Annotated in this window: 20 protein-coding genes and 1 tRNA gene; 6 read left to right on the plus strand and 15 right to left on the minus strand. The window is 37.7% G+C overall.

From position 1 onward, the window contains the following. Nucleotides 1-74 precede the first annotated feature (74 nt). Nucleotides 75-1886, minus strand: coding sequence for a sodium:solute symporter family protein (locus tag GGR42_RS09375; protein WP_167963186.1), 1812 nt, complete (start codon nt 1884-1886; stop codon nt 75-77). Nucleotides 1887-1977: 91 nt separating this feature from the next. On the opposite strand from GGR42_RS09375, the gene GGR42_RS09380 reads away from it, so the two are divergent. Both GGR42_RS09380 and GGR42_RS09385 read left to right on the plus strand, forming a co-directional pair. After that, on the plus strand, nt 1978-2715 hold the full coding sequence (locus GGR42_RS09380; RefSeq protein WP_167963188.1) for a sulfite exporter TauE/SafE family protein: 738 nt from the start codon (nt 1978-1980) through the stop codon (nt 2713-2715). A 47-nt stretch (nt 2716-2762) separates the two neighbouring features. Further along, a complete protein-coding gene (locus GGR42_RS09385) occupies nt 2763-4157 on the plus strand; it encodes an AGE family epimerase/isomerase (RefSeq protein WP_167963191.1) in 1395 nt (464 codons plus the stop codon). A 65-nt stretch (nt 4158-4222) separates the two neighbouring features. Here the strand turns inward: GGR42_RS09385 and GGR42_RS09390 are convergent, their stop codons facing one another. The 5 genes from GGR42_RS09390 to GGR42_RS09410 all read right to left on the minus strand — a co-directional run bounded on the left by GGR42_RS09390 (nt 4223) and on the right by GGR42_RS09410 (nt 8179). Continuing rightward, nucleotides 4223-5029 carry a DUF4097 family beta strand repeat-containing protein gene (locus tag GGR42_RS09390; protein ID WP_167963193.1) on the minus strand — a complete coding sequence of 269 codons (807 nt, stop codon included), beginning with the start codon at nt 5027-5029 and terminating at the stop codon, nt 4223-4225. 21 nt (nt 5030-5050) lie between these two features. After that, nucleotides 5051-5926 carry a DUF4097 domain-containing protein gene (locus GGR42_RS09395; RefSeq protein ID WP_167963195.1) on the minus strand — a complete coding sequence of 292 codons (876 nt, stop codon included), beginning with the start codon at nt 5924-5926 and terminating at the stop codon, nt 5051-5053. Nucleotides 5927-5972: 46 nt separating this feature from the next. Further along, entirely contained in the window at nt 5973-6767 is a 795-nt protein-coding gene (locus GGR42_RS09400) for a HEAT repeat domain-containing protein (protein ID WP_167963197.1), read from the minus strand. 3 nt (nt 6768-6770) lie between these two features. After that, entirely contained in the window at nt 6771-7298 is a 528-nt protein-coding gene (locus GGR42_RS09405) for an RNA polymerase sigma factor (RefSeq protein WP_167963199.1), read from the minus strand. A gap of 116 nt (nt 7299-7414) precedes the next feature. Then, the gene (locus GGR42_RS09410; protein ID WP_167963201.1) at nt 7415-8179 is read right to left on the minus strand and encodes an SDR family NAD(P)-dependent oxidoreductase; all 765 of its coding nucleotides are present in this window, start codon (nt 8177-8179) and stop codon (nt 7415-7417) included. Between the two features lie 344 nt (nt 8180-8523). On the opposite strand from GGR42_RS09410, the gene GGR42_RS09415 reads away from it, so the two are divergent. Next, the gene (locus GGR42_RS09415; RefSeq protein ID WP_167963203.1) at nt 8524-11964 is read left to right on the plus strand and encodes a ThuA domain-containing protein; all 3441 of its coding nucleotides are present in this window, start codon (nt 8524-8526) and stop codon (nt 11962-11964) included. A 106-nt stretch (nt 11965-12070) separates the two neighbouring features. Here the strand turns inward: GGR42_RS09415 and GGR42_RS09420 are convergent, their stop codons facing one another. From GGR42_RS09420 to mce, 6 genes are all read right to left on the minus strand, one after another. Continuing rightward, the gene (locus GGR42_RS09420) at nt 12071-12817 is read right to left on the minus strand and encodes a LytR/AlgR family response regulator transcription factor (RefSeq protein ID WP_167963205.1); all 747 of its coding nucleotides are present in this window, start codon (nt 12815-12817) and stop codon (nt 12071-12073) included. After that, a complete protein-coding gene (locus GGR42_RS09425) occupies nt 12814-13857 on the minus strand; it encodes a sensor histidine kinase (RefSeq protein ID WP_167963207.1) in 1044 nt (347 codons plus the stop codon). Before GGR42_RS09425 ends, GGR42_RS09420 begins: the two co-directional genes overlap by 4 nt. A 243-nt stretch (nt 13858-14100) precedes the next feature. Beyond that, entirely contained in the window at nt 14101-15108 is a 1008-nt protein-coding gene (locus GGR42_RS09430; RefSeq protein ID WP_167963209.1) for a sugar phosphate isomerase/epimerase family protein, read from the minus strand. Between the two features lie 174 nt (nt 15109-15282). Then, nucleotides 15283-16347, minus strand: coding sequence for a cellulase family glycosylhydrolase (locus tag GGR42_RS09435; RefSeq protein ID WP_167963212.1), 1065 nt, complete (start codon nt 16345-16347; stop codon nt 15283-15285). Between the two features lie 194 nt (nt 16348-16541). Then, nucleotides 16542-16615: transfer RNA gene (locus GGR42_RS09440), tRNA-Ile, on the minus strand. 95 nt (nt 16616-16710) lie between these two features. After that, on the minus strand, nt 16711-17115 hold the full coding sequence (gene mce, locus GGR42_RS09445) for a methylmalonyl-CoA epimerase (protein ID WP_167963214.1): 405 nt from the start codon (nt 17113-17115) through the stop codon (nt 16711-16713). 58 nt (nt 17116-17173) lie between these two features. On the opposite strand from mce, the gene rbfA reads away from it, so the two are divergent. Beyond that, nucleotides 17174-17566 carry a 30S ribosome-binding factor RbfA gene (gene rbfA, locus GGR42_RS09450; RefSeq protein ID WP_167963216.1) on the plus strand — a complete coding sequence of 131 codons (393 nt, stop codon included), beginning with the start codon at nt 17174-17176 and terminating at the stop codon, nt 17564-17566. Between the two features lie 3 nt (nt 17567-17569). Beyond that, nucleotides 17570-18790, plus strand: coding sequence for an ABC transporter permease (locus GGR42_RS09455; RefSeq protein WP_167963218.1), 1221 nt, complete (start codon nt 17570-17572; stop codon nt 18788-18790). A 5-nt stretch (nt 18791-18795) separates the two neighbouring features. Here GGR42_RS09455 and dusB read toward each other — a convergent pair whose 3' ends face one another. Beyond that, entirely contained in the window at nt 18796-19788 is a 993-nt protein-coding gene (gene dusB, locus GGR42_RS09460) for a tRNA dihydrouridine synthase DusB (RefSeq protein ID WP_167963220.1), read from the minus strand. Between the two features lie 90 nt (nt 19789-19878). Beyond that, the gene (locus tag GGR42_RS09465) at nt 19879-21099 is read right to left on the minus strand and encodes a M28 family peptidase (RefSeq protein ID WP_167963222.1); all 1221 of its coding nucleotides are present in this window, start codon (nt 21097-21099) and stop codon (nt 19879-19881) included. Between the two features lie 37 nt (nt 21100-21136). Between GGR42_RS09465 and GGR42_RS09470 the strand changes: the two genes are divergently transcribed. Continuing rightward, nucleotides 21137-22243, plus strand: coding sequence for a TolB family protein (locus GGR42_RS09470; protein WP_167963224.1), 1107 nt, complete (start codon nt 21137-21139; stop codon nt 22241-22243). A gap of 2 nt (nt 22244-22245) precedes the next feature. Here GGR42_RS09470 and GGR42_RS09475 read toward each other — a convergent pair whose 3' ends face one another. Next, the gene (locus tag GGR42_RS09475; RefSeq protein ID WP_167963226.1) at nt 22246-24654 is read right to left on the minus strand and encodes an outer membrane beta-barrel family protein; all 2409 of its coding nucleotides are present in this window, start codon (nt 24652-24654) and stop codon (nt 22246-22248) included. Nucleotides 24655-24661 lie beyond the last annotated feature (7 nt).

Consider the following 24661-nt stretch of genomic DNA (forward strand, 5'->3'; position numbering starts at 1 on the left):
TGGTTAACTATAAACGCAATTTTATCCTTATTGGTATATTTATACTGATTGAAAAAACCTTATTAAGTCTTCCCCTATAAAATTGAATCCTTCATTTTACCCCAAACCTTTATGAGCGAGAAACCTGAAGCTATTGCAATACCCGTAAGAATTAATGCATTTGTGGTTTCGCCATAAATCCAATAACCTGTGGCAAACATGCAGGAATAAATTAGAATACAACCCAATAACATGGCCAATAATCCTGAGGGTACACTCCACTTTTCCTTGTCATTGACAATATCCGTTTGGTCATGTTTTGCTTCATTTATGACTTTGTCCCACCCAGGTCCACCAGGCTGGATTTTCTTGTAAAAACTTTGCAACACACTTTTTGATTCCGGTTGTGTCATAAAAGTAGCGGTCAACCAAATAACGCTTGTAACAAGTACTACAAAAAGGTATTCTGACCAATCTGGAAAAACGCCCGTTTCTGAAGCAAAAAAATAGGCCCCAACGGGTGTTAACTTAAGTATGATGGATATAATCCCTGATGCAAACATCGCTGTAATCTCACTCCAAGCATTAATGCGCCACCAAAACCATCTTAGAATAAATATGAGTCCCGTGCCCGCTCCAAAGGTTAGAAGAACATCGAACAGTTGTAACGCATTTTGAAGCAAAAGAGCCAACAAAGCACTAAAGACCATTAATACTACAGTTGACAATCTCCCAACTGCCACCAATTTTTTCTCAGAGGCATTAGGGTTTATTTGTTGCTTGTAAAAATCATATACAATATAGGAAGACCCCCAATTTAATTGGGTTGAAATAGTACTCATATATGCCGCAACCAAAGAGGCCAACACCAAGCCCAATAATCCACTTGGAAGCTTTGTTAGCATGGCTGAATAGGCCAAATCGTGCCCTAATTTATCTTCTGCCACATTAGGAAATGCCTCGTGGATACTAGCAATATCCGGATACACCACTAAAGAGGCCAAAGCCACCAAAATCCATGGCCAAGGACGCAAAGCATAATGCATAATATTAAAGAAAAAAGTAGCGCCAATAGCATGGTTTTCATCTTTTGCGGCCAACATGCGCTGTGCAATATAGCCTCCCCCACCAGGTTCTGCTCCTGGGTACCAAGAACTCCACCACTGTACCGCCAAGGGTATAATGAACAGGGTAATCAATGCTTTTTTATTGCTAAAATCTGGTAATATATTAAGTTTATCTGCAACATTTTCATTGGTGAGCAATGCTTTCATTCCGCCCACTTCCGGAATATTCACTAAAAAATAAGCCGCGCCTATTGCTCCTGCCATTGCCACAAAAAACAAAAGAAAATCTGTATAAACAACACCTTTAAATCCCCCCAAGGCACTAAAGGTAACAGTAATTAATCCCGCGCTTACTACCGTTTGCCAAGGTTCCAACCCAAGCATTATGCTTCCAATTTTAATGGCTGCCAAAGTAACCGCCGACATGGTAATCACATTAAAAATAACGCCAAGATAAACAGCCCTAAATTTTCGCAAAAAACTGGCGGGAGCCCCGCCATAACGTAGTTCATAAAATTCTAAGTCTGTGTTCACGTTGGATTTACGCCAAAGTTTGGCATACACAAAAACAGTAAGTAATCCTGTAATTAAAAAGGCCCACCATACCCAATTACCCGATACTCCATTTGTCCTCACAATATCAGTAACCAAATTGGGGGTGTCCGTGGAGAAAGTGGTTGCGACCATTGAAAGCCCCAATAGCCACCAAGGCATGGTCCGCCCTGATAAAAAATACTCCGAAGTATTTTTTCCGGATTTTTTAGAGACATAGATTCCTATAGATAGAACAATCGTGAAGAAGACAATGATAATGGTATAGTCAAATGTACTTAATTCCATAATTTGGTTTTGGTTGTTAGATAAAGATATCATTTTTTAAGATACTTTTGTGTTTTACCAACCAAACAGATAATCAAGTTTTTAATTCCTTTTGGAGATTTCAATTACATCTTGGGTTCTGGCTTTTATTGCTGCGTTTGTAATAGGGGTGTCAAAAGCTGGTCTTAAGGGCATTGCGATTATTATCGTCACCTTAATGACTTTTGCCTTTGGGGCAAAAGAGTCTACTGGGCTCATAGTTCCAATGCTCATTGTTGGTGATATTTTTGCGGTTGTTTATTACAACAGGCATACTCAATGGAAACATATTGTCCGTTTCCTTCCTTGGATGATGTCAGGTGTTGTAATAGGTGTTTTTATTGGCAAGGATATGCCAGAGCAAACATTTAAGGTGTGTATGGCCATAATAATTTTGATTAGTGTCATTACTATGTTTTGGTGGGACAAACGTCCTTCTAAAACAGTTCCAAATCATTGGACATTTGCTGGTTTTACAGGTGTCATGGCGGGTATTACTACAATGATAGGAAATTTGGCTGGTGCATTTTCAAATATTTATTTTTTGGTTATGCGATTACCAAAAAATGAATTCATTGGTACAGCAGCCTGGCTGTTCCTGTTCATCAATATATTTAAGCTGCCCTTTCATATATTCATATGGAAAACCATTACCCCAGATACATTAATGGTGAATTTAAGATTAATCCCCGGAGTATTTTTAGGTCTGTTTTTTGGAATAAAGCTGGTACATGTAATACAGGACAAACTATACAGAAAACTTATATTGGGGCTTACAGCTCTTGGCGCCCTATTAATTTTGTTCCGATAATGAATTATTGACTAGTTTTAAGGTCTACTATTCAAATTGAAGGCTTTATGAAACCAATATCATATTTCAGCACTCTGTTAAAATACTTTTTAGTTCCTTTTTTATTACTAATTTTTTCCTGCAAAGAGACAGAGCCTAAGTCAGGTTCCCAAGAGCTTTTGCATGAAATAGAAACCTCATTGAACGAATTGGTGGATGTTTGGTACCCCAGAAGTATTGACACAGTCCATGGTGGGTTTTTAGCAGATTTTGATGCTGAATGGAAAGCAAAAGGACTTCAGAACAAAATGTTGGTCACCCAGGCACGCCATATTTGGACAGCCTCTACTTTGGCTATGTATTATGGAGATAGTAAATATCAGGATATTGCTGCTCATGGGTATCAGTTCTTAAAAGAAAATATGTGGGATGATGAAAATGGAGGCTTTTATACTCTAAAAGGAATAGAAGGCGATTCTTTAATACTACTTTCAACTTCCAAAAGTGCTTATGGCAATTCTTTTGCAATTTATGGCTTGTCCACCTATTACAAAATATCAAAGGATACCACGGCCCTTAATTTGGCAAAGAAAACTTTTCAATGGTTGGAGGAACATTCCCATGATTCTGTATATGGTGGCTATTTTGATATTATGAAACAAGATGGTTCTTGGTTGTTGAATGTAAAGGAGAATGATAACAATTATGACAGTTTTGTCCGAAAGGATTGGAAAGACCAAAACTCATCCATACATCTTTTGGAATGTTTTACCGCCCTTTATGAAGTTTGGCCAGATCCACTTTTAAAGGAGCGTTTGGAAGAATTGTTGCTTCTGATACGAGACACCATTACTACTAAAAAAGGGTCTTTGACGCTTCATTTGGAAAGGGATTGGACGCCTGTTTCCTTCAAAGACTCTACAGAAACTGTTAGAAAGGCCAACTTTTGGTTGGACCATATTTCGTTTGGGCACGATGTGGAAACCGCTTTCCTAATGTTGGAAGCTTCCCATGCCCTAGGGATTAAAAACGACACAACAACCCTAAGCAAGGGAAAAAAAATGGTGGACCATGCAATTGCCAAAGGATGGGACAGCGAAAAAGGAGGGTTCTATGATGGTGGATATTATTTGGATGATTCAGATACCTGTACCATAGAAAATCCTGCAAAAGTATGGTGGACACAAGCAGAAGGTCTCAACTCTCTCTTGTTGCTTTCTAAATTATATCCAAATGAAAAACAATATTCTAACTTATTCAAAAAGCAATGGGAATATTTGGACACCTATATGATAGACCATAAAAATGGTGGTTGGTACCATGAGGGGCTAGATTCAAAACCGAGCGTGGGTAAAGATGTAAAAGCTCATGTATGGAAGGTAAATTATCATAACATACGCGCCTTGGTTAATGTAATTAAGATGTTGAAAGGAGAGTTTGTTTTAACTAAAGAAAGTCATTAATCATATAAAAGGGTTATCACTATAAATGATGACCCTATTTATATCAATATTTCTTGGGTGGACCCTTAGTTAGCTCTAATCATGATATCCCCATTAAAGTTTTTAAATAACATTTCTGGTCCCCCGCCATTAATCTTACCTTTTACCCAGCTTTCTATTTCTACTTTGTAAGTGCCAGATTTTGTGTCTGTTTTGGTAACGGGTTTTTGGCTGTCCAACACCATATTAAAATCGGTATAGATTTCTCCCATATCGGATTTTGCTTTAATATTGGCCTTTAAGGAGCTTGGAAAGGCAACATCCACATCTCCATTAAAACTTGTAAATGCCATACTTGCATTGTTGGTGATAGACTTAAAACTTGCCTTAACATGCCCATTTGTAGTATTGGCAGAAGCAGATCCACTCACATCTTCCAAATCTATATGGCCATTTATGTTGCTGATTTCCATTTCTCCATTAATGCCTTTTACATAAATATCCCCATTATTTATGGTGCTAAGCTTAAGTGAAAAATTTCTAGGAACTTTTATTTCTAAGTCTGTTCTTTTGTTCCATTGTTCATTGATTATTTCCACAACATTGTTTTTTTCCTCTGCACTTATGGCAAGAGATGTGTTTGCAATGCGCTTTAATCCATTTTTGGATTTCTGTTCTTGTTCCTTGCCTCCAAAGGAAGCCTTTACAATTACCTCTTTTCCTTCGTAAGAAATTACATTTATAGATCCCGATATCTGACCAACCACTAATTTACCCGAATCATTTGGATTGCTCAAGGGAATGGAAAACAGTTCAGTGCTGGTTTCCTGCGCCTTTGCCACTAATCCTGTGAACAATAGTAGCATGAGCGTTATTGTTTTTATGTTTTTCATGACTTTTTCTTTATTTTATTCTTAAATTTTTTTGATAAATACATTTCCGTTTAGGGTCTCAAAATCAAAATCTATTCCTCCCTTGCCTATCTGCACCATGGGCCTTGCTTCATATTTATACTTTCCTTTTTTCTTATTGCCTTCTTCATTTTTACTTGTTTTAGTATACTGTTTGGCAATATCAAAATCCGTGAACATTTCCCCGTTCATACTTTTAAATGCAACATCTGCGGACAAATCTTTTTGATAGGTTATATTAATATCTCCATTTAAGGAGTAATAGGTAGAAGATGCTGAGGGATTATCAACATAGGAAATGTTCACCTCTCCATTGATGCAATGTACATCTGTTTGGCCGGTAATCCTTTCTAAGGTTATGCCACCGTTTATATTGTTTGCTTTAATAAAATCTCCACGTGTATTTTTTACCAAAACCTCCCCATCATTTATGGTGGATACCTCTACTTTAATATTCTTGGGAACCTTAACACTAAAATTCATATGATGGTCATAGCCAGGTTCATCATAATCATTATCATTGCACCAATCAAACTTAAGGCGCCCCTCATTAAAACTTATGTATGGGGCATCTGGATGCGCAATTATTAGATTTCCTTTTTTAAACACTTTCAATTGCAGCTCTCTCTTGCCCAACTCTAGGTTTTCATTACTTTCTGCCGAAATTGTTTTTTCGACCGAGAACAACACTTGATCGCCGTCATATCCTTCTACTGTAATAGAGCCGAAAACATTTTTAATGATCAATTTGTTCTCTTTAGAAGAACTATCAAAAGAATGCTCTTTTTTAATCTGCTCCTTAGATTCCTTTTTCTGTGATTTTGCGACCTGTGTCCCCATAAGGGTCATAAAAGCTGCACATAACAATACTTGTTTCATGATTTTTAAATTTGACTGTTCGTAATTTGATTGATGAATAATTATTCTAAATAATGGAGTGAATAGATGTTTCCAGCTTTTCTTTCACTGATTTGTCCAGCTCCTTTGTTCGTATTAATTTTTTAAAAGGTTCCACTGATTTTTTTTCCTGTAATGCTACCATAAGGTCCGCCAAAGTAACTTGCACAATGGGTGATTCTTGTTTTACAATGCTTTGAACTAGGCCTTCTCTCACAATTGGGTTGTCCAAATAATTGGTCAAGGACTCTATGGCTGCCAATCTCACATTCACATTTGGATCATTATTAAGGGTTTCCAATAAAGCCTTTATTACCTTATCATTGGCCTTTTTAAACTTATTGGCCTCGCTTACTCCTTGTAGTCTTTTGTTTGCCGAGGGCTGCTCCAAAAGTGTTAAGACCAACTCTCCTCTAATTTCTTCGGTTTCTTCGTTTACAACCGTGGTTGTTTCTATACCAGGATTTGATTTCATAAAATACCCCACGCCCAACCCTATACAGAGCAAAATGAGGCCGTAGGCTAGTTGGGGTCTAAGAATACCAGATAAAACAGACATAATCTTCTCACCAATGTTTTTATGCCCTTCTGATGTTTTTGATTTTTGAGCGTGGAGCATTTCATAAAAACGACTGTCCATTTCCTCTGATGGTTCTGGAGTTTCCATACTTTCTATTTGGCTCCATGCATAATGAATATCATTGAACTCCTGTAGGTGTTCCGGGCTAGTTTTCAAGAACTTATCGAACTCTATTCTTTCTTCACTGCCCATAGTTCCAGAAAGGTACTCCATTGCCAACATTTCAAATTTTTTCTTCTCCATGGCTTATATTTTTTCCATTTGCATAAAAACCGTTTTTAAATCCTTCAAAGCTCTATGGGCCTTTACTTTTGCTGCCCCTTCGGAACATCCCAATATTGTTCCTATTTCACTAAATTTCATTTCTTTAAACTTGCTCAACACCAATACTTCCCGTTTTTCCTGGCTTATTTTACCTAATGCCACTCTTAGCTGTACCACATTATCGTTATAATCCATTTTTGCATTTACATCATCGGAATCCTGCAACTTATATTCAATGGAAGAAAGTGGGTTTACGTCTATTTTCCTATTGTACTTTTTAAAATGGTCGTAATAAATGTTTCTTGCCATTTTAAAAATCCATGCATCAAAAGAACCTTCGCCCGTAAAGGTGTGTTTGTATTTTAAAATCTTTACAAACACATTCTGTACTAAATCCTCGCTTAAAGAAGCATTTCCGCTCATGTTATAGAAAAACCCAAACAATCTTTTCTTATGACGTTCATAGAGCAAGCCAAGTTTATCCGTGTCACCAGATTTTACTTTCAACATTAATGAGTTGTCTGTTAGAGCTTGCAATGGTTTTGTTTTAGGTCTACAAAAAGGGTAAACTTCCTTTTTTACAAAAGGTTACAAAAATTTATAAAAAATAATCTAATAGCCTGGTCTTACTCTTTATAAGGAGATGGACTTACGGAACTCCATCCACCATCTATTACCAAGCTCTGTCCGGTAATCTGTTTTGCTTTGTCCGATACCAAAAACAAAACTGCTTGGGCAATATCAGAAACAGTTGCGGCCCTGCCCATTGGTGTTAATGTTTCCCATGTTTTTTTGTAGTCTTCTTCTTTTAGAGTTCTTTCCGTAAGGGTTGCACCGGGAGCAACAGAATTTACATTGATTTTGTATGGGGATAGTTCTATTACTAAATTTTTTGCGAGCATTTCCAAAGCGGCTTTACTCATCCCATAGGCAGCAAGGTTTCTATGCGCCTGATGTCCCGTGGCGGAAGACATCAACAAAATGGAGCCACCATTCTTTTGTTTTCTCATTTGATTTGCAGCTGCTTGTGCCAAAAAGAAGCTCCCCCCAAGATTGACCTCCATTACTTTAAAAAAAGAGGCTGGTGTATACGTAAGAAAATCTCCAAATAGTGTAATGCCCGCATTTGCAACAACAATATCCAGCTTGCCAAAATCAGCAATGGTTTTGTCCACCATTTGATTAATAATGGATAGGTCACTAGAATCCCCAGCAATAGCAATACAATTGCTTTGTTTCCCGCCAATACTTTTTACCGCATTGTCGGCTAGTTGGGAATCAATATCATTTAACACTACAATTGCTCCTTGCAGAACCAGTTGTTTACATATTTCCAGGCCAATACCTTGTCCTGCTCCTGTTACAATAGCAACCTTTCCTTTAAAATCCATACTATTTGCTTTATTTTTAATAGCCTCACTAAGTTAATTATTCTTAGACACTTATTTGGAATAAAACTAGTTCACAGATTCTTTACTTTATATAACACACCTTTCTAGATGGTTATTCTCTCTCCCGTATCATACGGATCTAGATGATATTTCATTTTCACTATTTATATGTTTTTAGATACTTCGACATAATTAATAGACCGTTGAACAAAATTGATGGATAACTTCTCCTTTAAGATTAAAAAAGGTGGATGAACCAATGAAATGCCCAATCTGTATAATTCTTTTTTTCTTTACAAGAATATAGACCACATTTGTTTCTGTTCAAAATCTTAAAAAACATAATGTTTTCAAAAAGCTGGTTTACGCTATTTTTTATTTCTATTTCAGTTTTTATCCTATTGTCTTCTTGTCAAGATAAAGGTCCTAAAGTACTTGTTTTCTCAAAAACCAAAGGTTGGGTTCATACCTCCATTCCCTATGCAAATGAAGCCATTTTAAAACTAGGAAAGGAGAATGGTTACCATGTGGATATTTCCAAAAATGCAGAAATTTTTAATGATGATGATTTAAAAAATTACGATGCCGTAATTTTTAACTGTACCACGGGAAACGTGCTCAATGCAGAACAGCAAGCAGCTTTTGAACGCTATATTCAGGCTGGTGGAGGATATGTAGGAGTGCATTCGGCAGCTGATACAGAATATGAATGGCCATGGTACAATAAACTAATGGGAGCCCACTTTGCAAGTCATCCTCACAACCCCAATGTACGCACTGCAGTTATTGACGTAGTGGATAAAAATCACAGCTCCACTTCCGGCTTGCCCAATCAATGGGAACGTAAGGATGAATGGTACAATTACAGGTCTTTTTATCCAGATTTAAATGTATTGGCCTACCTAGATGAAGAATCATATGAAGGGGGGGCCAATCGTGGCAATCACCCCATAGCATGGTACCATGAGTTTGATGGTGGCAGGGCATTTTACACTGGGGGAGGTCATGAAGATGCTTCTTTTAGCGAGCCTCTTTTTCTTGAGCATCTTCAAGGAGGAATAACATATGCCATGGGAGATGGGATATTGGATTATAGTAGAGCTACAGCAATCACTTCCCCCGAAGAAAACCGTTTTGAAAAAACCGTCCTGATAAATGATCTTAACACGCCTATGGAAGTGGCGGTTTCTGATGACGGACGGATTTTTTATACGGAACTTCGTACGGCCAATTTAGGCGTGTACAATACCAAAACTGGAGAACAATCCATAGTACATCGTTTTGATGTTGCCACTACGGGTGGAACTGGGCTAATTGGAATTACTTTAGACCCAGATTTTCAAGAAAATCAATATGTCTACCTTTATTATTCACCCCCAACAGATGAGGAACCCATCCTTTTTAACCTTTCCCGTTTTGTATTACAACAGAACAACACTTTGGATGTTAAATCAGAAAAGGTTTTGCTCCAAGTACCTGTTGAAGAAAATAGTGGCTCACACCATGGAGGTTCTTTAGCATGGGACAAAGAAGGAAATTTATACCTTTCCACTGGGGATAGCTCTAGTCCTTTCCCCTCAGATGGATATGCCCCTTTGGACGAAAGACCCGGAAAACAATACTATAGTTTAGATGCACAACGTAGTGCGTCCAACACCAATGATTTAAAAGGCAAAATACTTCGCATTCATCCAGAAGCAGATGGGTCATATACAATTCCCGAGGGCAATTTATTTCCAAAAGGAATGGAAAAAACCCTTCCGGAAATATATGTTATGGGCTGTAGAAATCCTTATCGAATTGCCATTAACCCAAAAACCTCTACCGTTTATTGGGGGGAAATTGGACCGGATGCAGGTGAAGATGGGGAACAGGGCACAAAAGGATACGATGAATTTAATCAAGCTAAGACATCTGGAAACTATGGGTGGCCTTATTTTGTTGGGAACAATCAAGCTTATGTGGAGTGGGATTTTGCTGCCCAAACGGCAGGTTCTTACTACGATCCTAAAGCTCCTATAAACAACTCCCCTAATAATACAGGTCTCACAGATTTGCCTCCTGCACAACCTGCCATGATTTGGTATCCCTATGCAGCATCCCCAGAGTTTCCAGAACTTGGAGAAGGAGGCCGTAGCGCCATGGCTGGAGAATTTTACACCTTTGATGAAAGTTCGCCATCAGAAAAAAAGTTTCCAGAATATTATGATGGTTCATTATTTGTTTTTGAATGGATGCGTAATTGGGTAATGCCCCTTCGTTTTGATGAAAATGAAAATTTTCTTCGTGCAGAACCGTTCATGACCGCAAAGGGCGATTTTAGAAGGCCCATTGATCTAGCTTTTGGAAAAGACGGAGTAATGTACATGTTGGAATATGGTTCTGTTTATGGGGCTGATAATGAAGATGCAAGGCTCGTAAAAATAGAATACAATCGGGGAAATAGGGCTCCAATTGCCAAAGCTTCGGTAATTGATTCTCTTGCCGAAGCCAATTTATCCCAAAAAGTATTTCTGACTTCTGAACGACGAACATTACCTGTCTTAAAAGAAGCCATTGGAAAAGCTCCTTTGCGTGTATTGTTCAGCAGCCGAGATTCCAGTGATTTTGATGATGACGATGAACTCACTTACAATTGGTTGTTAGAGGGAGAAACACGTACTTCTACAGAAAGAAATCCCATCCATACATATACCCAACCTGGCATCTACAATGCCATCCTTAAAATTAGTGATCAAGATGGACTTACAGGTGTTGACACTGTTGTGGTCAAAGTAGGCAATGCGCTTCCAGAAGTCGCTATTTCCTCCTCGCAGAATAAATCCTTTTTCTGGGAAAACAAGCCTTTTAAGTATGCCATAAAAGTAAGTGATAAGGAAGATAAGGAAATCAACCCACAGAGGGTAAGTGTTACTTTTGGCTATGATGCTTCACCAAGTATGTTGAAACCAGTAGATGGCGATACTGCTCCAGTTTCTCCAACAGCGATGCCCTATGGATACTCTTTGATTGAAAAAAGTGACTGCAAAGCCTGTCATACTGTAAGTGAAAAGTCCGTTGGGCCTTCCTATCTGGATGTGGCACAACGTTACAAGGGTCAATCCAATGCCGTGCCAATGCTCACAAAAAAAATCATAGCAGGTGGTGGTGGCAATTGGGGGGAAAGTTTAATGAGTGCTCATCCACAACTCTCAACCCAAGATGTTAATGAAATAGTGAAGTACATACTATCACTGGCCAACGAAAAAAATAAAGTGACCAGTATGGGCTCCCAAGGCACCATAACATTTAAAGAACACAGTCAAAATGAGCCCAGAGGGATATATACGCTAACGGCAACCTACACGGACAATGGTGCCAACGGAATTGGCCCACTAACAGAAAGCGATGTTGTTAAACTTAGAAATGCAAAGGTTAGAACTGTATTTGCTGACGATTATGTTGGCTTCCAAAGATTTGGAAATAGCTTAACAAATGCCAATCATAAATCCCATTACATGCTTAAAAACATTGATCTTACAGGTATTAAACAATTTGTTTACGAGTATGCGGCGGAGGACAAAACAGGAGAGATTGAAGTTCGTATTGATTCGCAGGCCGGTCCAGTAATTGCCAAAACAGCTTATGAAACAACAGGTAGTTGGAATACCACAAGAAAATTGGAGGCCACACTTGGCAAGCCTATTGATGGAAGGCATGATATTTATTTTATCATGGTAAAACCAGAAAAGCCGAATGAAGATATAATCAATGTTAAATCTATAACATTTAAGGAAAAAAACTAAGCCGACCAAGCTTAAGGGGGTTGTTTACCCTAGACCAGAATAGCCCAGACAACTAAGTCTGGGCTATTTGTTTTAAGAATACCTTAAATATTTTCTGTTTCTTTACTCAGAATGATTTTTTGCCAATAAATTCTTTGAACCCTTTTCTGTAAGTGTCACTAATTGGAATTGGAATGTCTCCTATCTCCACTTTTTGTCTATGAACAACAGTAATCCAATCCATAGAAACTATATAGGAATGATGCACTCTAATAAATTTGTCTTTGGGCAATAATTCCTCCAAGCCTTTTAGTTTCTGTAAAGTAATTATTTTTTGTTGGGGAGTGTGGATCGAAACGTAATCCTTAAGTCCTTTTACAAACATAATATCATTCAACTTTATCTTTATTTGCTTAAACCCGTCCTTTACAAAAATATAAGGCTCTTGGGGCAAAGGTTGGGTAATAAGGGGGGTGTCTTCAATAGTGACCTTCCCCTTTGAGGGCTCTGGTGTATAGGTCAATCTTTGGGCTGCCTTTTCAATTGCTTTTAAAAATCTTTCAAAGGTAATTGGCTTTAATAAGTAATCCGTGATATCCAATTCATATCCTTCTATGGCATAATCCGAATAGGCTGTAGTAAGAATTACAATGGGCTTTTTCTTTAGGATTTTTAATAGGGATACTCCTGTAATCTCCGGCATTTGAACATCCAAAAACAGAATGTCTATCTCACCACTATGCAATACTTCCATTGCCTTTAATGGATTGGAAAATGATTGATATAATTGAAGAGTGGGTACTTTGTTTATATATTCCTGCAGTAGATTTCTAGCCAATGGCTCATCCTCTATAATTACACACTTTAATTTCATTCCAAATTCAATTTTAGTTCCACACAGTAGCAATCATCAATATCTTGAACCTTAAGTTCATAATTGTCCTCATAGTTTAAATCCAACCTTCTTTTTACATTTTTTAAACCAATTCCATATTTCTCCTTGACTGTTTTATTGGATTCGGAAATTTTTCCGTTTTTCACGGTATACAGACATTTCTTTCCATCAATTTTTACAAATACTTCTACCCATGATTGAGTGTCTGAGTTACTAACCCCATGTTTAAAGGCATTTTCCAAGAAAGTAATAAATATTAATGGGGCAACGGATACCCCGCTGGTATTTCCTTCCAATTTAAGATTGATTTTAACTTTATTGTCCATTCTCAGCTTTTCTAGGCCAATATAATTTTTTATGTACTCTATCTCCTTTTCCAGGGGTACTCTAAAATGGTTGCTATCATACATCATATACCTCATCATGTCAGACAATTTTGCTATTACTTCTGTGGTATTGGGTGATTTTGTAAAAGCCAAATAGTATAAATTATTAAGCGTATTAAATAAAAAGTGAGGGTTAATTTGGGCTTTTAAAAAACGGAGCTCAGAAGCAAGTTGCTCATTTTCCAATTTCTTTTTGCGAGATTCCAACTCAAACCAATCTTCAACAAATTTTAACAGTCCTACAAAAATAACCACGAAAATAGCCCCAAAAAACAGCTGTATAATAAACCTCGGTTCATACATCCATTCCCTGTTGTGTGTAAAACCATCTATTATATAGCGCTTTCCCAAGAGCAAAAAATACCATAGTCCCAAGAAGATTGGAAAAAACTGAAACACATATCTCTTTAAGTTTCTATCCTTTAAAAAACGAGGCAAGAATATATAATAGTTTAAATAGCTTAGAATCACTGTAACGGACATATGAAAGCTAAAATCCTTTAGTGTTCTTGGCCAATTGGTTTCCTCTCCATTATCAATGGTACTGATACGATAAAGAAAAACAGAGGCATATACACACCAAAATGATATATGTATCAAAGTTTTCTTATGTCTTTGTAAATGAAAAGCCATTTTTAAATGGTAATTATTTTTATTAGCCTCCGTAAAATGATAGAATCCGACCATGTATCCGAATCCTTGCCAAGTTATAAAACAAGTTATGAATGATGGTGGTCTTGGAATAAGACATTTTCATTTAATAGATAGTAAATAAGGTTTGTTTGATATATGCCCTTATTAGTTCGATAAATCATATTTCCGGCACAACAGAGAAACTCTGCGAGCAACCTTTTTGATTCTTCAGGAAGATTGGTTTCAGCGATTTTTATTAATCTGTCTAACTGTTCTTTCTATCAATTTTTTTGTTGCATGTATTCCGTCTTCATTGCTCAAATAGCCTTCCATACCCTGTAAATGCATTAGACCTCCTTCATATTCAATCCCCACGATTCCGTTAAAGCCAGATTTTTTAATGATATTGAACATTTTGCCAAAATCAATCTCTGTCTCGTTTCCATCGGCATCAAACTTATGGGTTTTGGCACTTATTCCTTTAGCATAGGGCATTAGCTCTTCCACACCTAGGTACATGTCATACTGCTCCAAACATTTGGTATTCATATAGCCGGCAATATCCATGGTTTCGGGTTTTGTCCTATTGACACAGAAATTTCCAAAATCAGGCAGTACGCCCGCCCGTTTGTGGTTTACTTCTTTCATGATTCCTGCCAACCATTTACCATTGCAAGAGTGCCCCACATGGTTTTCCACTATAATATCCATTTCGTGCTGGTCCCCATATTCCAATAACTTGCTATAGCCTTCCATAGCTGCATCTGCCACCTCTTCTGCGGTACCTGTCTGTTCAATACTGCCCAGATTGACCCTTATGGAGCTACACCCCAGTATTTTGGCCGCTTCCACCCATTTGTAATGGCTTTCAACCGCATGTTCTCTTTTTGCTTTATCCAAGTCGGCAATGTTTTCATCATCCACCATAATCAAGTGGTTTTTTACTCCAATGTCATCTGTACGTGTTTTTAGCTCCTTAAAAAAGAAGCTGTCATTTGCCTTATCGGCAAAAAACATAGAGACGTACTCCACAATATTAACTCCATATTCGTTCTTGGCCCGAGCAGGAAATTCCAAAGTATCATGCTTTCCAGTAAAAAATTCGGATGCCAATGAGAATTGAGCCAATGAAATTTGGTAGGAAAAACTGGGGCCTGTTTTTGCAAAAAGAGATTGTGGCAAAGACGTCATTAATCCAGCACCCATGGTTCCCAATCCTAATTGTTTAACAAATTTTCTTCTTTCGTTCATGATATTGTGCTTTACTATTTAATTGCTAAAATTTCGATTGGTTTAGTGTTCAATTCAATTAAGGTATACCTTAATTCTCATTCGCTCTTTCGAAGAACATCAAAGAAAGGTACAAAATCGTCCTCCCATTATCTACAGGTTAGAAAAAAATTGTTTGGATTATATCAAATAGGGTTATTGCTTCCCGTTCAACTTTTTAATTAAATCAACTTCATCTTGGCGATAAGGGGTTCCATCTTGCCTAAAAACATCATGGAACCATTCTATGGGTTCCTCTCCATTGGGAATGGGGGTATTCCATTGGTAGATCGTATTACTTTTACCTTTTACAAGGCCCCAATTTATAGCTCCAATATTCTCTTCCTTTAAAATTGGCATAATGTTAGAAAATCGACTGTTCCGGGTCCTAGCCATATATTCCGTACAGATCAAAGGCCTTCCATGGCTTTTTAAAAGATTTATTATGTGTTTGTGGTGCTCTGGACCTTCATAATCGTGGTAGGTGATTATATCAGAATTCAATGCCTGAAAAGCGTTCAACTCTGTTAAATCCCATTTCCACAACCCTGCCGAAATGGGTTGCGAGGGGTTTATCTCTCTTGCCCATCCAAAAACTTTTTTCAACAACGGCAATGTTTTGTTGCCTTTACCCTCGTTGCCAGGTTCATTATACAAATCCCATAAAAGAATTCTATCATCCTTGGCAAACGTCTTCATTACATCTTTGACGTAGGCCTCTAGTTCTGGAAAGTTACTGGCTTCATAGGATGCTGGGTCTCCTGGATCTTGAATCCATCCTGAGTTGTGGGTTCCAGGTTTGGGGTTGGGTTGCTTTCCTATTTTTGGGGTTTTGCTCCAAACATCATCAAAAAACACAAACATGGTTTTTATTTTATGATTCTTTGATATTTCTAAATAGGTATCCATTCGCTTTTTAAAGCCATCTGGGTCTTGCTTGTAAGCCAAACTATGCAAGTAAACACGCATAACGTTCATCCCAATTCCCTCGGCAAAGCCCAGCTCCCTATCTATTGTCTTTGGGTCAAAAGTATCCTCTTGCCACATTTCCAATTGATTAATGGCCGTACTTGGAACAAAATCTGCGCCGTTTAACCATGTGTGGTTGTCATACCACTCATTGGCTTTTTCCACGGACCATCTTTTCGGTTCTTGGGATTGTCCAATAGCCAAGATGCCAATAAAAAAAAGGGTAAATAAGGTAATTGTACTGGTTTTCATTTTCAGGTGTATTTATGGGTAGTTAGTTCTTAAATGTACCCAATGCCCAGATATTGGGCAAGCCCAAAAACCATTTTAGAGGGGATATGCACCCTATTTTCCTCAAATTCATGAATTCTATTATCTCGCTGATCTTTCTAAAAACAACAAAGCCTCATAAATCAATGATTTATGAGGCTTTTGTTTGTTAAGTGTGGTCCCACCTGGGCTCGAACCAGGGACCACCTGATTATGAGTCAGGTGCTCTAACCAACTGAGCTATAGGACCAGCTGTATTCCGTAAACGGACAAGCGGATGCAAAACTACTACTATTTTTTAGACGTTGCAAACAATTTCAACCTCATACAGCCAACAAAAGCAGCTTATTCTTCTATTTCTTGGCACAACTCTATTAATACCCCATTACAACTCTTGGGATGAACAAACGCCACCAACTTATTATCCGCGCCCTTTTTAGGGGTTTTGTTTAAAATAACAAAGCCTTCTTTGTCCAGTCTTTTAATCTCTGCAACTATATCATCCACGGCAAAAGCAATATGATGGACTCCTTCTCCCTTTTTATCAATAAACTTGGCGATAGGGCCATCCGCGTCAACGGGTTCCAACAATTCCACCTTATTGGGTCCCACTTTAAAGAACGATGTCTTAACCCCCTCAGATTTTACTTCTTCTTCTTTATAATGGGCAACACCCAACAATTTTTGATAAAGAAGGTTGGAAACTTTTAAATCTTTTACGGCAATTCCTATATGCTCTATTTTGTTCACTAGTGCCAATTTAGTCTTAAACCTGTAATTTACATATAATTCTACGTATTTTTGCGGCATGGAAACACAACGACAGAAAAAAATTGGAGGTGTCATACAAAAGGATTTGGCAGACATTCTTCAACGTGCGGCAACCGATGGTGGCCTAAAGGGCACATTGATCTCTGTATCCAAAGTAATGGTCACTACAGACCTTTCCATAGCCAAGGTATATGTTAGTATCTTTCCTGCCAAGAACGCGGCAGAATTGTTAAAAGGGATGAAATCCAATCAACCCCTTATAAAACACCAGTTGGCGCAACGTACCAAAAATCAATTACGAAGAATTCCAGAACTTTTGTTCTTCTTGGATGACTCTTTGGAATATATAGAGGGCATTGAAAAATCCCTAAAAGGAGAAGAAAACCCTATTGAGAACAGAGACCTGTTGGAAAAAAGAAAAAAGTCTTAAACTTTGAACTTTCCTTTGTACATCGCAAAGCGATATGTAAAGTCCAAAAGCAGTCAAAATGTTGTTAATATCATCAACTTTGTCACTTTTTTGGTGATTGTAATTGGTTCTATGGCTCTTTTTATTGTTCTTTCTGGATTCGCCGGCCTTAAAACTTTTAGCCTTTCCTTTAGTGAATCTACAGACCCTGACTTAAAGGCCCAACCTACAATTGGTAAGTTTTTTTCCGTTTCATCCGAACAAGAAAAGGAACTCACCCAAGTAGATGGTGTTGTATCCTATGCCAAAGAAATTGAGGAACAGGTATATCTCACTTATAGAGAAAAAAGTCATGTAGCCTATATAAAGGGAATAGATGAAAACTATACGGCCACCACACATATGGACAGTACCATTTATTACGGTAGTTGGGAAATAGAACAAAATTATGCTGTTGCGGGCAGAGGTATTGTAAACCTTTTAGGTTTGGCAACCAATGATGGCCGGAATCCTTTAACAGTTTTAGCGCCTAAACCTGGCAAGGGAAGTATTTCTCAACAAACATCAACCAATCCTTTTGATAATCTATTCAATAGATTGCCTGTAATTATAAGTGGTGTGTATGCCATAGAAAATGATTTGGACAACAAATATGTATTTGCAGATTTACCCTTGGTACAGGCTCTTTTGGAGAAAGATGAAGTAACTGTTTCGGGAATAAATTTTAAATTGGATGAGTCGGTAAATGTAACAGATATTAGGGTCAATATCTCTTCTATTCTTGGTGATGCCGTGGTTTTAAAAGACAGAAAAGAATTAAACGGCACCTTGTACCGTATGCTAAATACCGAAAATTTAGCCACCTACCTAATTTTCACCTTGGTGCTCATTATTGCCCTTTTCAATGTTGTTGGTGCCATTATAATGATGATTTTGGACAAGCAACAAAACTCCCGAACCCTCTATAGTTTGGGAACCACCATAAAAGAGCTCCGTCGTATTTATTTTGTCCAAGGAATTCTGGTCACAGGCTTGGGCGGATTAATTGGTGTGTTATTGGGCGCTCTATTGATAGCCTCCCAAATATGGTTTGGTTGGTTAAAAATAACCCCTTCACTGGCCTACCCTGTAGAGTTTAAATACATTAATGTCCTTGTAGTTTTGGCAACCATACTCGTATTGGGCATAATTGCCTCTAAAATAGCAAGCAGTAGAATTAACAAAAGACTGGTGGCGTCTGCTTAGGGTTTTTATACAAATTGATAATCCCCAAATTTTTCCAGTACCTCATCAAAAGCGGCAAAAACATCTGCTGACTCATCACTGGTTACCATTTTCATACGATATTCCTTAAAGTTTGGAATCCCTTTAAAATAATTGGTGTAGTGTCTTCTGGTTTCAAAAACGCCCAGTTTTTCGCCTTTCCAGTCAATTGACATTTGCAAGTGTCTCCTAGCGGCAGTTACGCGTTCTTCCATGGTAGGTGGAGCACAATGTTCCCCTGTTTTAAAAAAATGTTTTACCTCTTTAAAAAACCATGGGTACCCAATACTAGCGCGACCTATCATGGCGCCATCCAAACCAAAATCATCCCGCATCCGCATGGCGGCTTCGGGTGAGTCTATATCTCCGTTTCCAAAGACGGGAATGTGCATTCTAGAGTTGTTCTTTACCTCGGCTATGGGTTTCCAATTGGCATCGCCCTTATACATCTGTACCCTTGTGCGGCCATGAATTGCAATGGCCTTAATACCAACATCTTGCAGGCGTTCCGCAACCTCAACAATTTTAATGGAATCGGAATCCCATCCTAAACGTGTTTTAACAGTAATGGGTAGTGACGTCCTTTTCACCATTTCCTCTGTCAACTTCACCATGAGGGGAATATCTCTTAAAATCCCTGCCCCTGCGTTTTTACTCACCACTTTCTTAACTGGGCATCCAAAATTAATGTCTATGATATCTGGCTTGGATTTTTCAACAATATCTATGGATTGGAGCATAGAATCCAAATTGGCACCAAAAATTTGAATACCTACAGGTCGCTCCTTTTCATAAATATCCAGTTTCATGGTACTTTTTGCGGCATCACGTATCAAACCTTCAGAGGAAATAAATTCTGTATACACAACATCTGCCCCTTGCTCCTTGCACAGGGCTCGGAACGGGGGGTCGCTTACATCTTCCATAGGCGCCAAAAGCAATGGAAAATCTGGTAATTCTATGTCTCCTATTTTAGGCAATATATGTTTTCTTTAAAAATGCAAAAATAAGGAAAAAGAAAAAAGCCAATATTTAAGTTGACTTTTAGAATTACATCTGTTTTTCAAGTGTTAAAAATCTATTTTCTTTACAATGCTTTCACCATCCCTATTTACCGTTACGTCAGCGCTATCACCTTCCTTAAATACAGAAAGCGCCCTCATATAGCTCATCATATCGGTCACGGTGCTATCTCCCAATTTTACAACCACATCTCCCTTTAAGAGTCCTGCCTTAAAAGCTGGCCTGTCTTCACTAACACCATCTATACGCATTCCCTTGCCGTCAAAAAGATAATCGGGCATTACACCCAACCCTACTTTAAATCTTGGTGTTTCTTCACTTTCATTTTTGGTTTTTCTAAACTGTAGTTTCTCCTTACCGTCCAATTCTCCAATGGTGGAAACAATATAACCCGATATCATTTCCATTCCCTCATAGTTAAGCTTGTCAAAATCATCAGAAGGTTTGTGGTAATCCTCATGCTGTCCTGTAAAAAAATGTAGAACGGGAATGTCCTGTAGATAAAACGAGGTGTGGTCAGATGGCCCAATTCCAGATTCCTTCAACACAAGCTTAAATCCAGGGTTTACAGAATTCAGTACTTGGTTCCAAATTGGAGCCGTGCCCGTTCCGCTCACAGAAAGTGTTTTGTCTTCCCGTAATCTCCCTACCATATCCATATTGATCATACAATTTGCCTTGGACAGATCAATGGTTGGGTTTTTTGCAAAATAATTACTCCCCAAAAGACCCATTTCCTCACCAGAAAAGGCCATGAACAAATAATTATTTCCATTCAGGGTGTCTTTAAGTTTTTCGGCCAATTTTAATAATACTCCTACTCCGCTTGCATTGTCATCCGCCCCGTTGTGTATATCTTCCCCAACATATAGGGAGCCTTCCCCTCCCATTCCCAAGTGATCAAAATGTGCTCCAATAATTATAGTATTTTCGGCTTTATTGTCCACATAGCCAATTACATTTCTACCAGATAGTATACTATCTCCATTCTCAACAAATTGTACCTCGTCATGTGGACCTTTCTTTGGTTTAAAAGTAAATGTTTGGTAGTAGGTGCCATCCAATCCCATTGGCAGTAATCCTATGCTCTCCATTCGCTCTTTAATGTATGTTGCTGCTTTTACTTCATTTTCTGTGCCCGTTTCTCTACCCTCTAGCTCATCTTTAGCCAAAAAAGCCACATCCTCTTGAATAGTAACCAATGGCGTTTCGTTTTTTTTGCAAGACATAAAAGCCAGAAAAAACATAAAAAGAAATATTCTATTCATAACTTAAAAGTTAGTTTTGCATAAAAATAAGCATCTTATGAGGATTATATCTTTTCTATTTTTAGTTCTTCTTTTTAATAGCTGTAAACAAAGTCAAAAAAAGAACTCTACTGCAGAAGAAAACACGGTTGAAATTGAAACAAAAACAGATTCCCTCATTTACCCAGAAGAAAAACATTTTAAATCCTTACAGCAAATCACCTTTGGTGGTGATAATGCCGAAGCCTATTGGAGTTTTGATGATAAGAATATTGTTTTTCAATCCAATAATACAAACTGGGGTGTAGAATGTGATCAGATGTTTTTGATGGAAGTTGGTGAGACTTTTGAGGATAATATCCCTCCAATGATAAGTACTGGGATGGGCAGAACTACATGTTCATATTTCTTGCCGGACAACAAGCATATTATATATGCGTCCACTCATTTGGTAGATAAAGCGTGTCCAGAGGTTCCCCTTAGAAAAAATGGAAAATATGTTTGGCCGGTCTATGATTCTTTTGACATTTTTGTGGCTGATTTAGAAGGGAATATAGTTAACCAACTAACTAATGAGGTGGGGTATGATGCTGAACCAACAGTGTCACCAAAAGGAGATAAAATTGTTTTTACCTCTATGCGTAGTGGTGATCTGGAACTATATACCATGAATTTGGACGGTAGTGAAGTCGTGCAAATAACAGATGAATTGGGATATGATGGTGGTGCCTTCTTTTCTCCTGATGGAACAAAAATAATTTTTAGGGCTTCTAGGCCAAAAACCGATGAAGAAATTTCGGAATACAAAGAACTTTTATCTCAAGGCTTGGTCCAGCCTACGGAAATGGAGCTTTTTATCTGTGATGCGGACGGAAGCAACTTAAAACAACTCACCTTCTTGGGGAATGCTAATTGGAGCCCGTTTTTTCATCCTTCTGGGGATAAAATTCTTTTCTCGAGCAATTATGAGTCGGAAAGAGGGTTCCCATTCAATCTTTATCTAATTGATGTTGATGGGAAAAATCTAGAAAGAGTTACCCATGGAGAAACATTTGATGCTTTTCCCGTGTTTTCCAATGATGGTGAAAAATTAATTTTTTCCAGTAACAGAAACAACGGGGGAACACGCGATACCAATTTATTTATTGCAGAGTGGAAAGATTAATACTATAATCTATCCCGCTCGTTTTTGTCTATATTCTTTTCGTTATCACTCAACCTAAAGTTTCCAAAATTATAAGTAAAACCCAAGCGGACAAATTGCCACTCGGATTGATGGAAATAGGAGTTGTTCTGGTTTAAAAACTTGGCCTGATAATCTGTACTTACGGTGTTTAGAATATCTTCAACCGACAATGAAAGGGTCGCTTTATTGTCCCAAAGAGTTTTGCGCAATCCAAAATTAAGGTTGGTAGTTGGTCCCATGACGTAGGTTCCCGCAATGAAATCTGTAAAATGGGAAAACCCAACTTCTCCAGTAAAGGTACCGTCTTTGGAAAGGGTAAGATAATTGGCCATTTGAAAATACAATCCTTCAACAATATTGGTATATGGAACATCATTAGTCTCCTCGGAAACAAAAGTCTCATCTTCATAAAATAATGAAGTATAGGCATACAGGTACCAATTTTTTAAAATGGACTTACTAATTGTAAAATCCAATCCATAAGAAATACTTTCAAGAACATTTTGGTTTATGGCATGCAGGGTCAATGTTTGGTTGTCCTGAAAGCTTAAAGTGCTAATATCCCTTCCATTATCCGTATAATAAAGGGAAAAGAAATAATCCCCTTTTAATGTATAATTTAGTTTAAAGCTATGTACAAAACTAGGTCTTAGGTTTGGGTTTCCTGTTGTAAAGTCATTTTCATAAAGAAAATATCTAAACGGGTTTAAATCATCATATCTGGGCCTGTACAGTTTTCTACTATAATCAATAGAGAAACTATGATTATCCGATGGTGTATGTAGTATATATGCGCTGGGGAACAACTCAAAATACTGTTGAATGTTGGTTACATTTAAAGTCAGTGATTTTCCTTTTACATCGGTATACTCGCCGCGGGCACCGGCCTTCAACGTCCATTTATCCCAATTTTTTAAAATGCTTAAATATCCTGCATATACTTTTTCGTCATACTCAAAATTATCGGATAAGCTTGAATTAAACGTTTGATTGCCTGCCATTCCGTTAAAAAAGTCCAAACCGCTTGTTGATTGTATTATTGAAGCTTTTGTCCCTGTTTCAAAAATTGTGCTTCCTATAGGAGTGGTATAGTCTATTTGGCCTGTGACAATTTCAATATCCTGAATTGCATCGGTTGCAAAACTATTGTTCCTTAAAAAAACATTGGTCGCATCAAAATAATCCGTATTTACCACTTGTACCTGGGTTTCATCAAAGGCTGTATAATGCCCATTTAAGGTTAAGGCGGCCCCTTCTTTTTTAAATTTACGCTTAAAAGAAAGGTCAAAAGCAAGATTCTTACTGTCATTTTCCAAGTTGCTTTTGGTAGAAAAAGTAGAATCCAGCTGTTTTTGCCCATTGTAGGCTTCACCATCCAAAGCGTTATTATATGTTCGGTTGGGAGATAGAGATATGTTGGTTGTTAGGTTAACACTGGTTTTGTCATCAAGGTCATAATCCAAAATTACACTTGCATTTTGCCCTAAAGATTTAGTGGTCTTATGGTAGTCCGTATTCCAGATAGAAAAAATATTGTCACTGGTGTTTATGTAGTTAAGGTTACTATAAATTCTATCTTTTTCCTTTCTTGGATTAATTGTATAGTTTGCGAATACGTTTAAGTTCTTTGCCTTAAAATAATGACTGGTGCCAAAACTATATTTTGGAAAAATTGCTTGGGTATAATTAGCGTTTACACTTCCCTTATAGCCCGGTGTAATGCTCTTGCTGGTTATAATATTCAAAATGGCCCCTCCTTCGGCGTCATACCTTGCAGGTGGATTTTCTATCAATTCAATCGATTTAATGTTTACCCCGGAAAACCCTTCTAGCAAATCTTTAATTTCAGATTGGGATAATTGCACCTTTCTATCATTAAGGTAAATAGAGGGGGTTTTACTACCTATCTGTAGTTGGTCCTGTACCATTATTACCCCAGGTGTTCTTCTTAAGATGTCCCAAGTGTTTCCTTGTGAAACAACCGTATTTTCAACATTAAAAACCACCCTATCCGCCTTTCGTTCTATGGTGGGTTTTTTTGCAATTACTACAACTTCATCTAGGGTTTCGGTACTCTCCAAAATAACCAAAGTCCCTATTTTGGTGTCTTTTTGAACATCTATGGCTGTAGGTTTGGATGTTTGCCCTATATAACTTGCGCTGATCCAATATAGAGCTGGTTCAACTCCATTAATATTAAAAAGTCCTTCTTCATTTGTAGAAGCCCCCTTTACAATTGTTGAGTCTGATATTTGAAGTAAAAAAACATTGGCATATGGAATAGGGGAATTAATGCCATCCTTAACAAAACCACTAACCTGATAGTTTTGAGCGATTAAATTTAAGGTGCTGATGAATGATAATATCAATAAGAGATATAGGTTTTTCATCTTTAGT

It is taken from the genome of Saonia flava (genome assembly GCF_011927795.1).
GTDB lineage: Bacteria > Bacteroidota > Bacteroidia > Flavobacteriales > Flavobacteriaceae > Saonia > Saonia flava.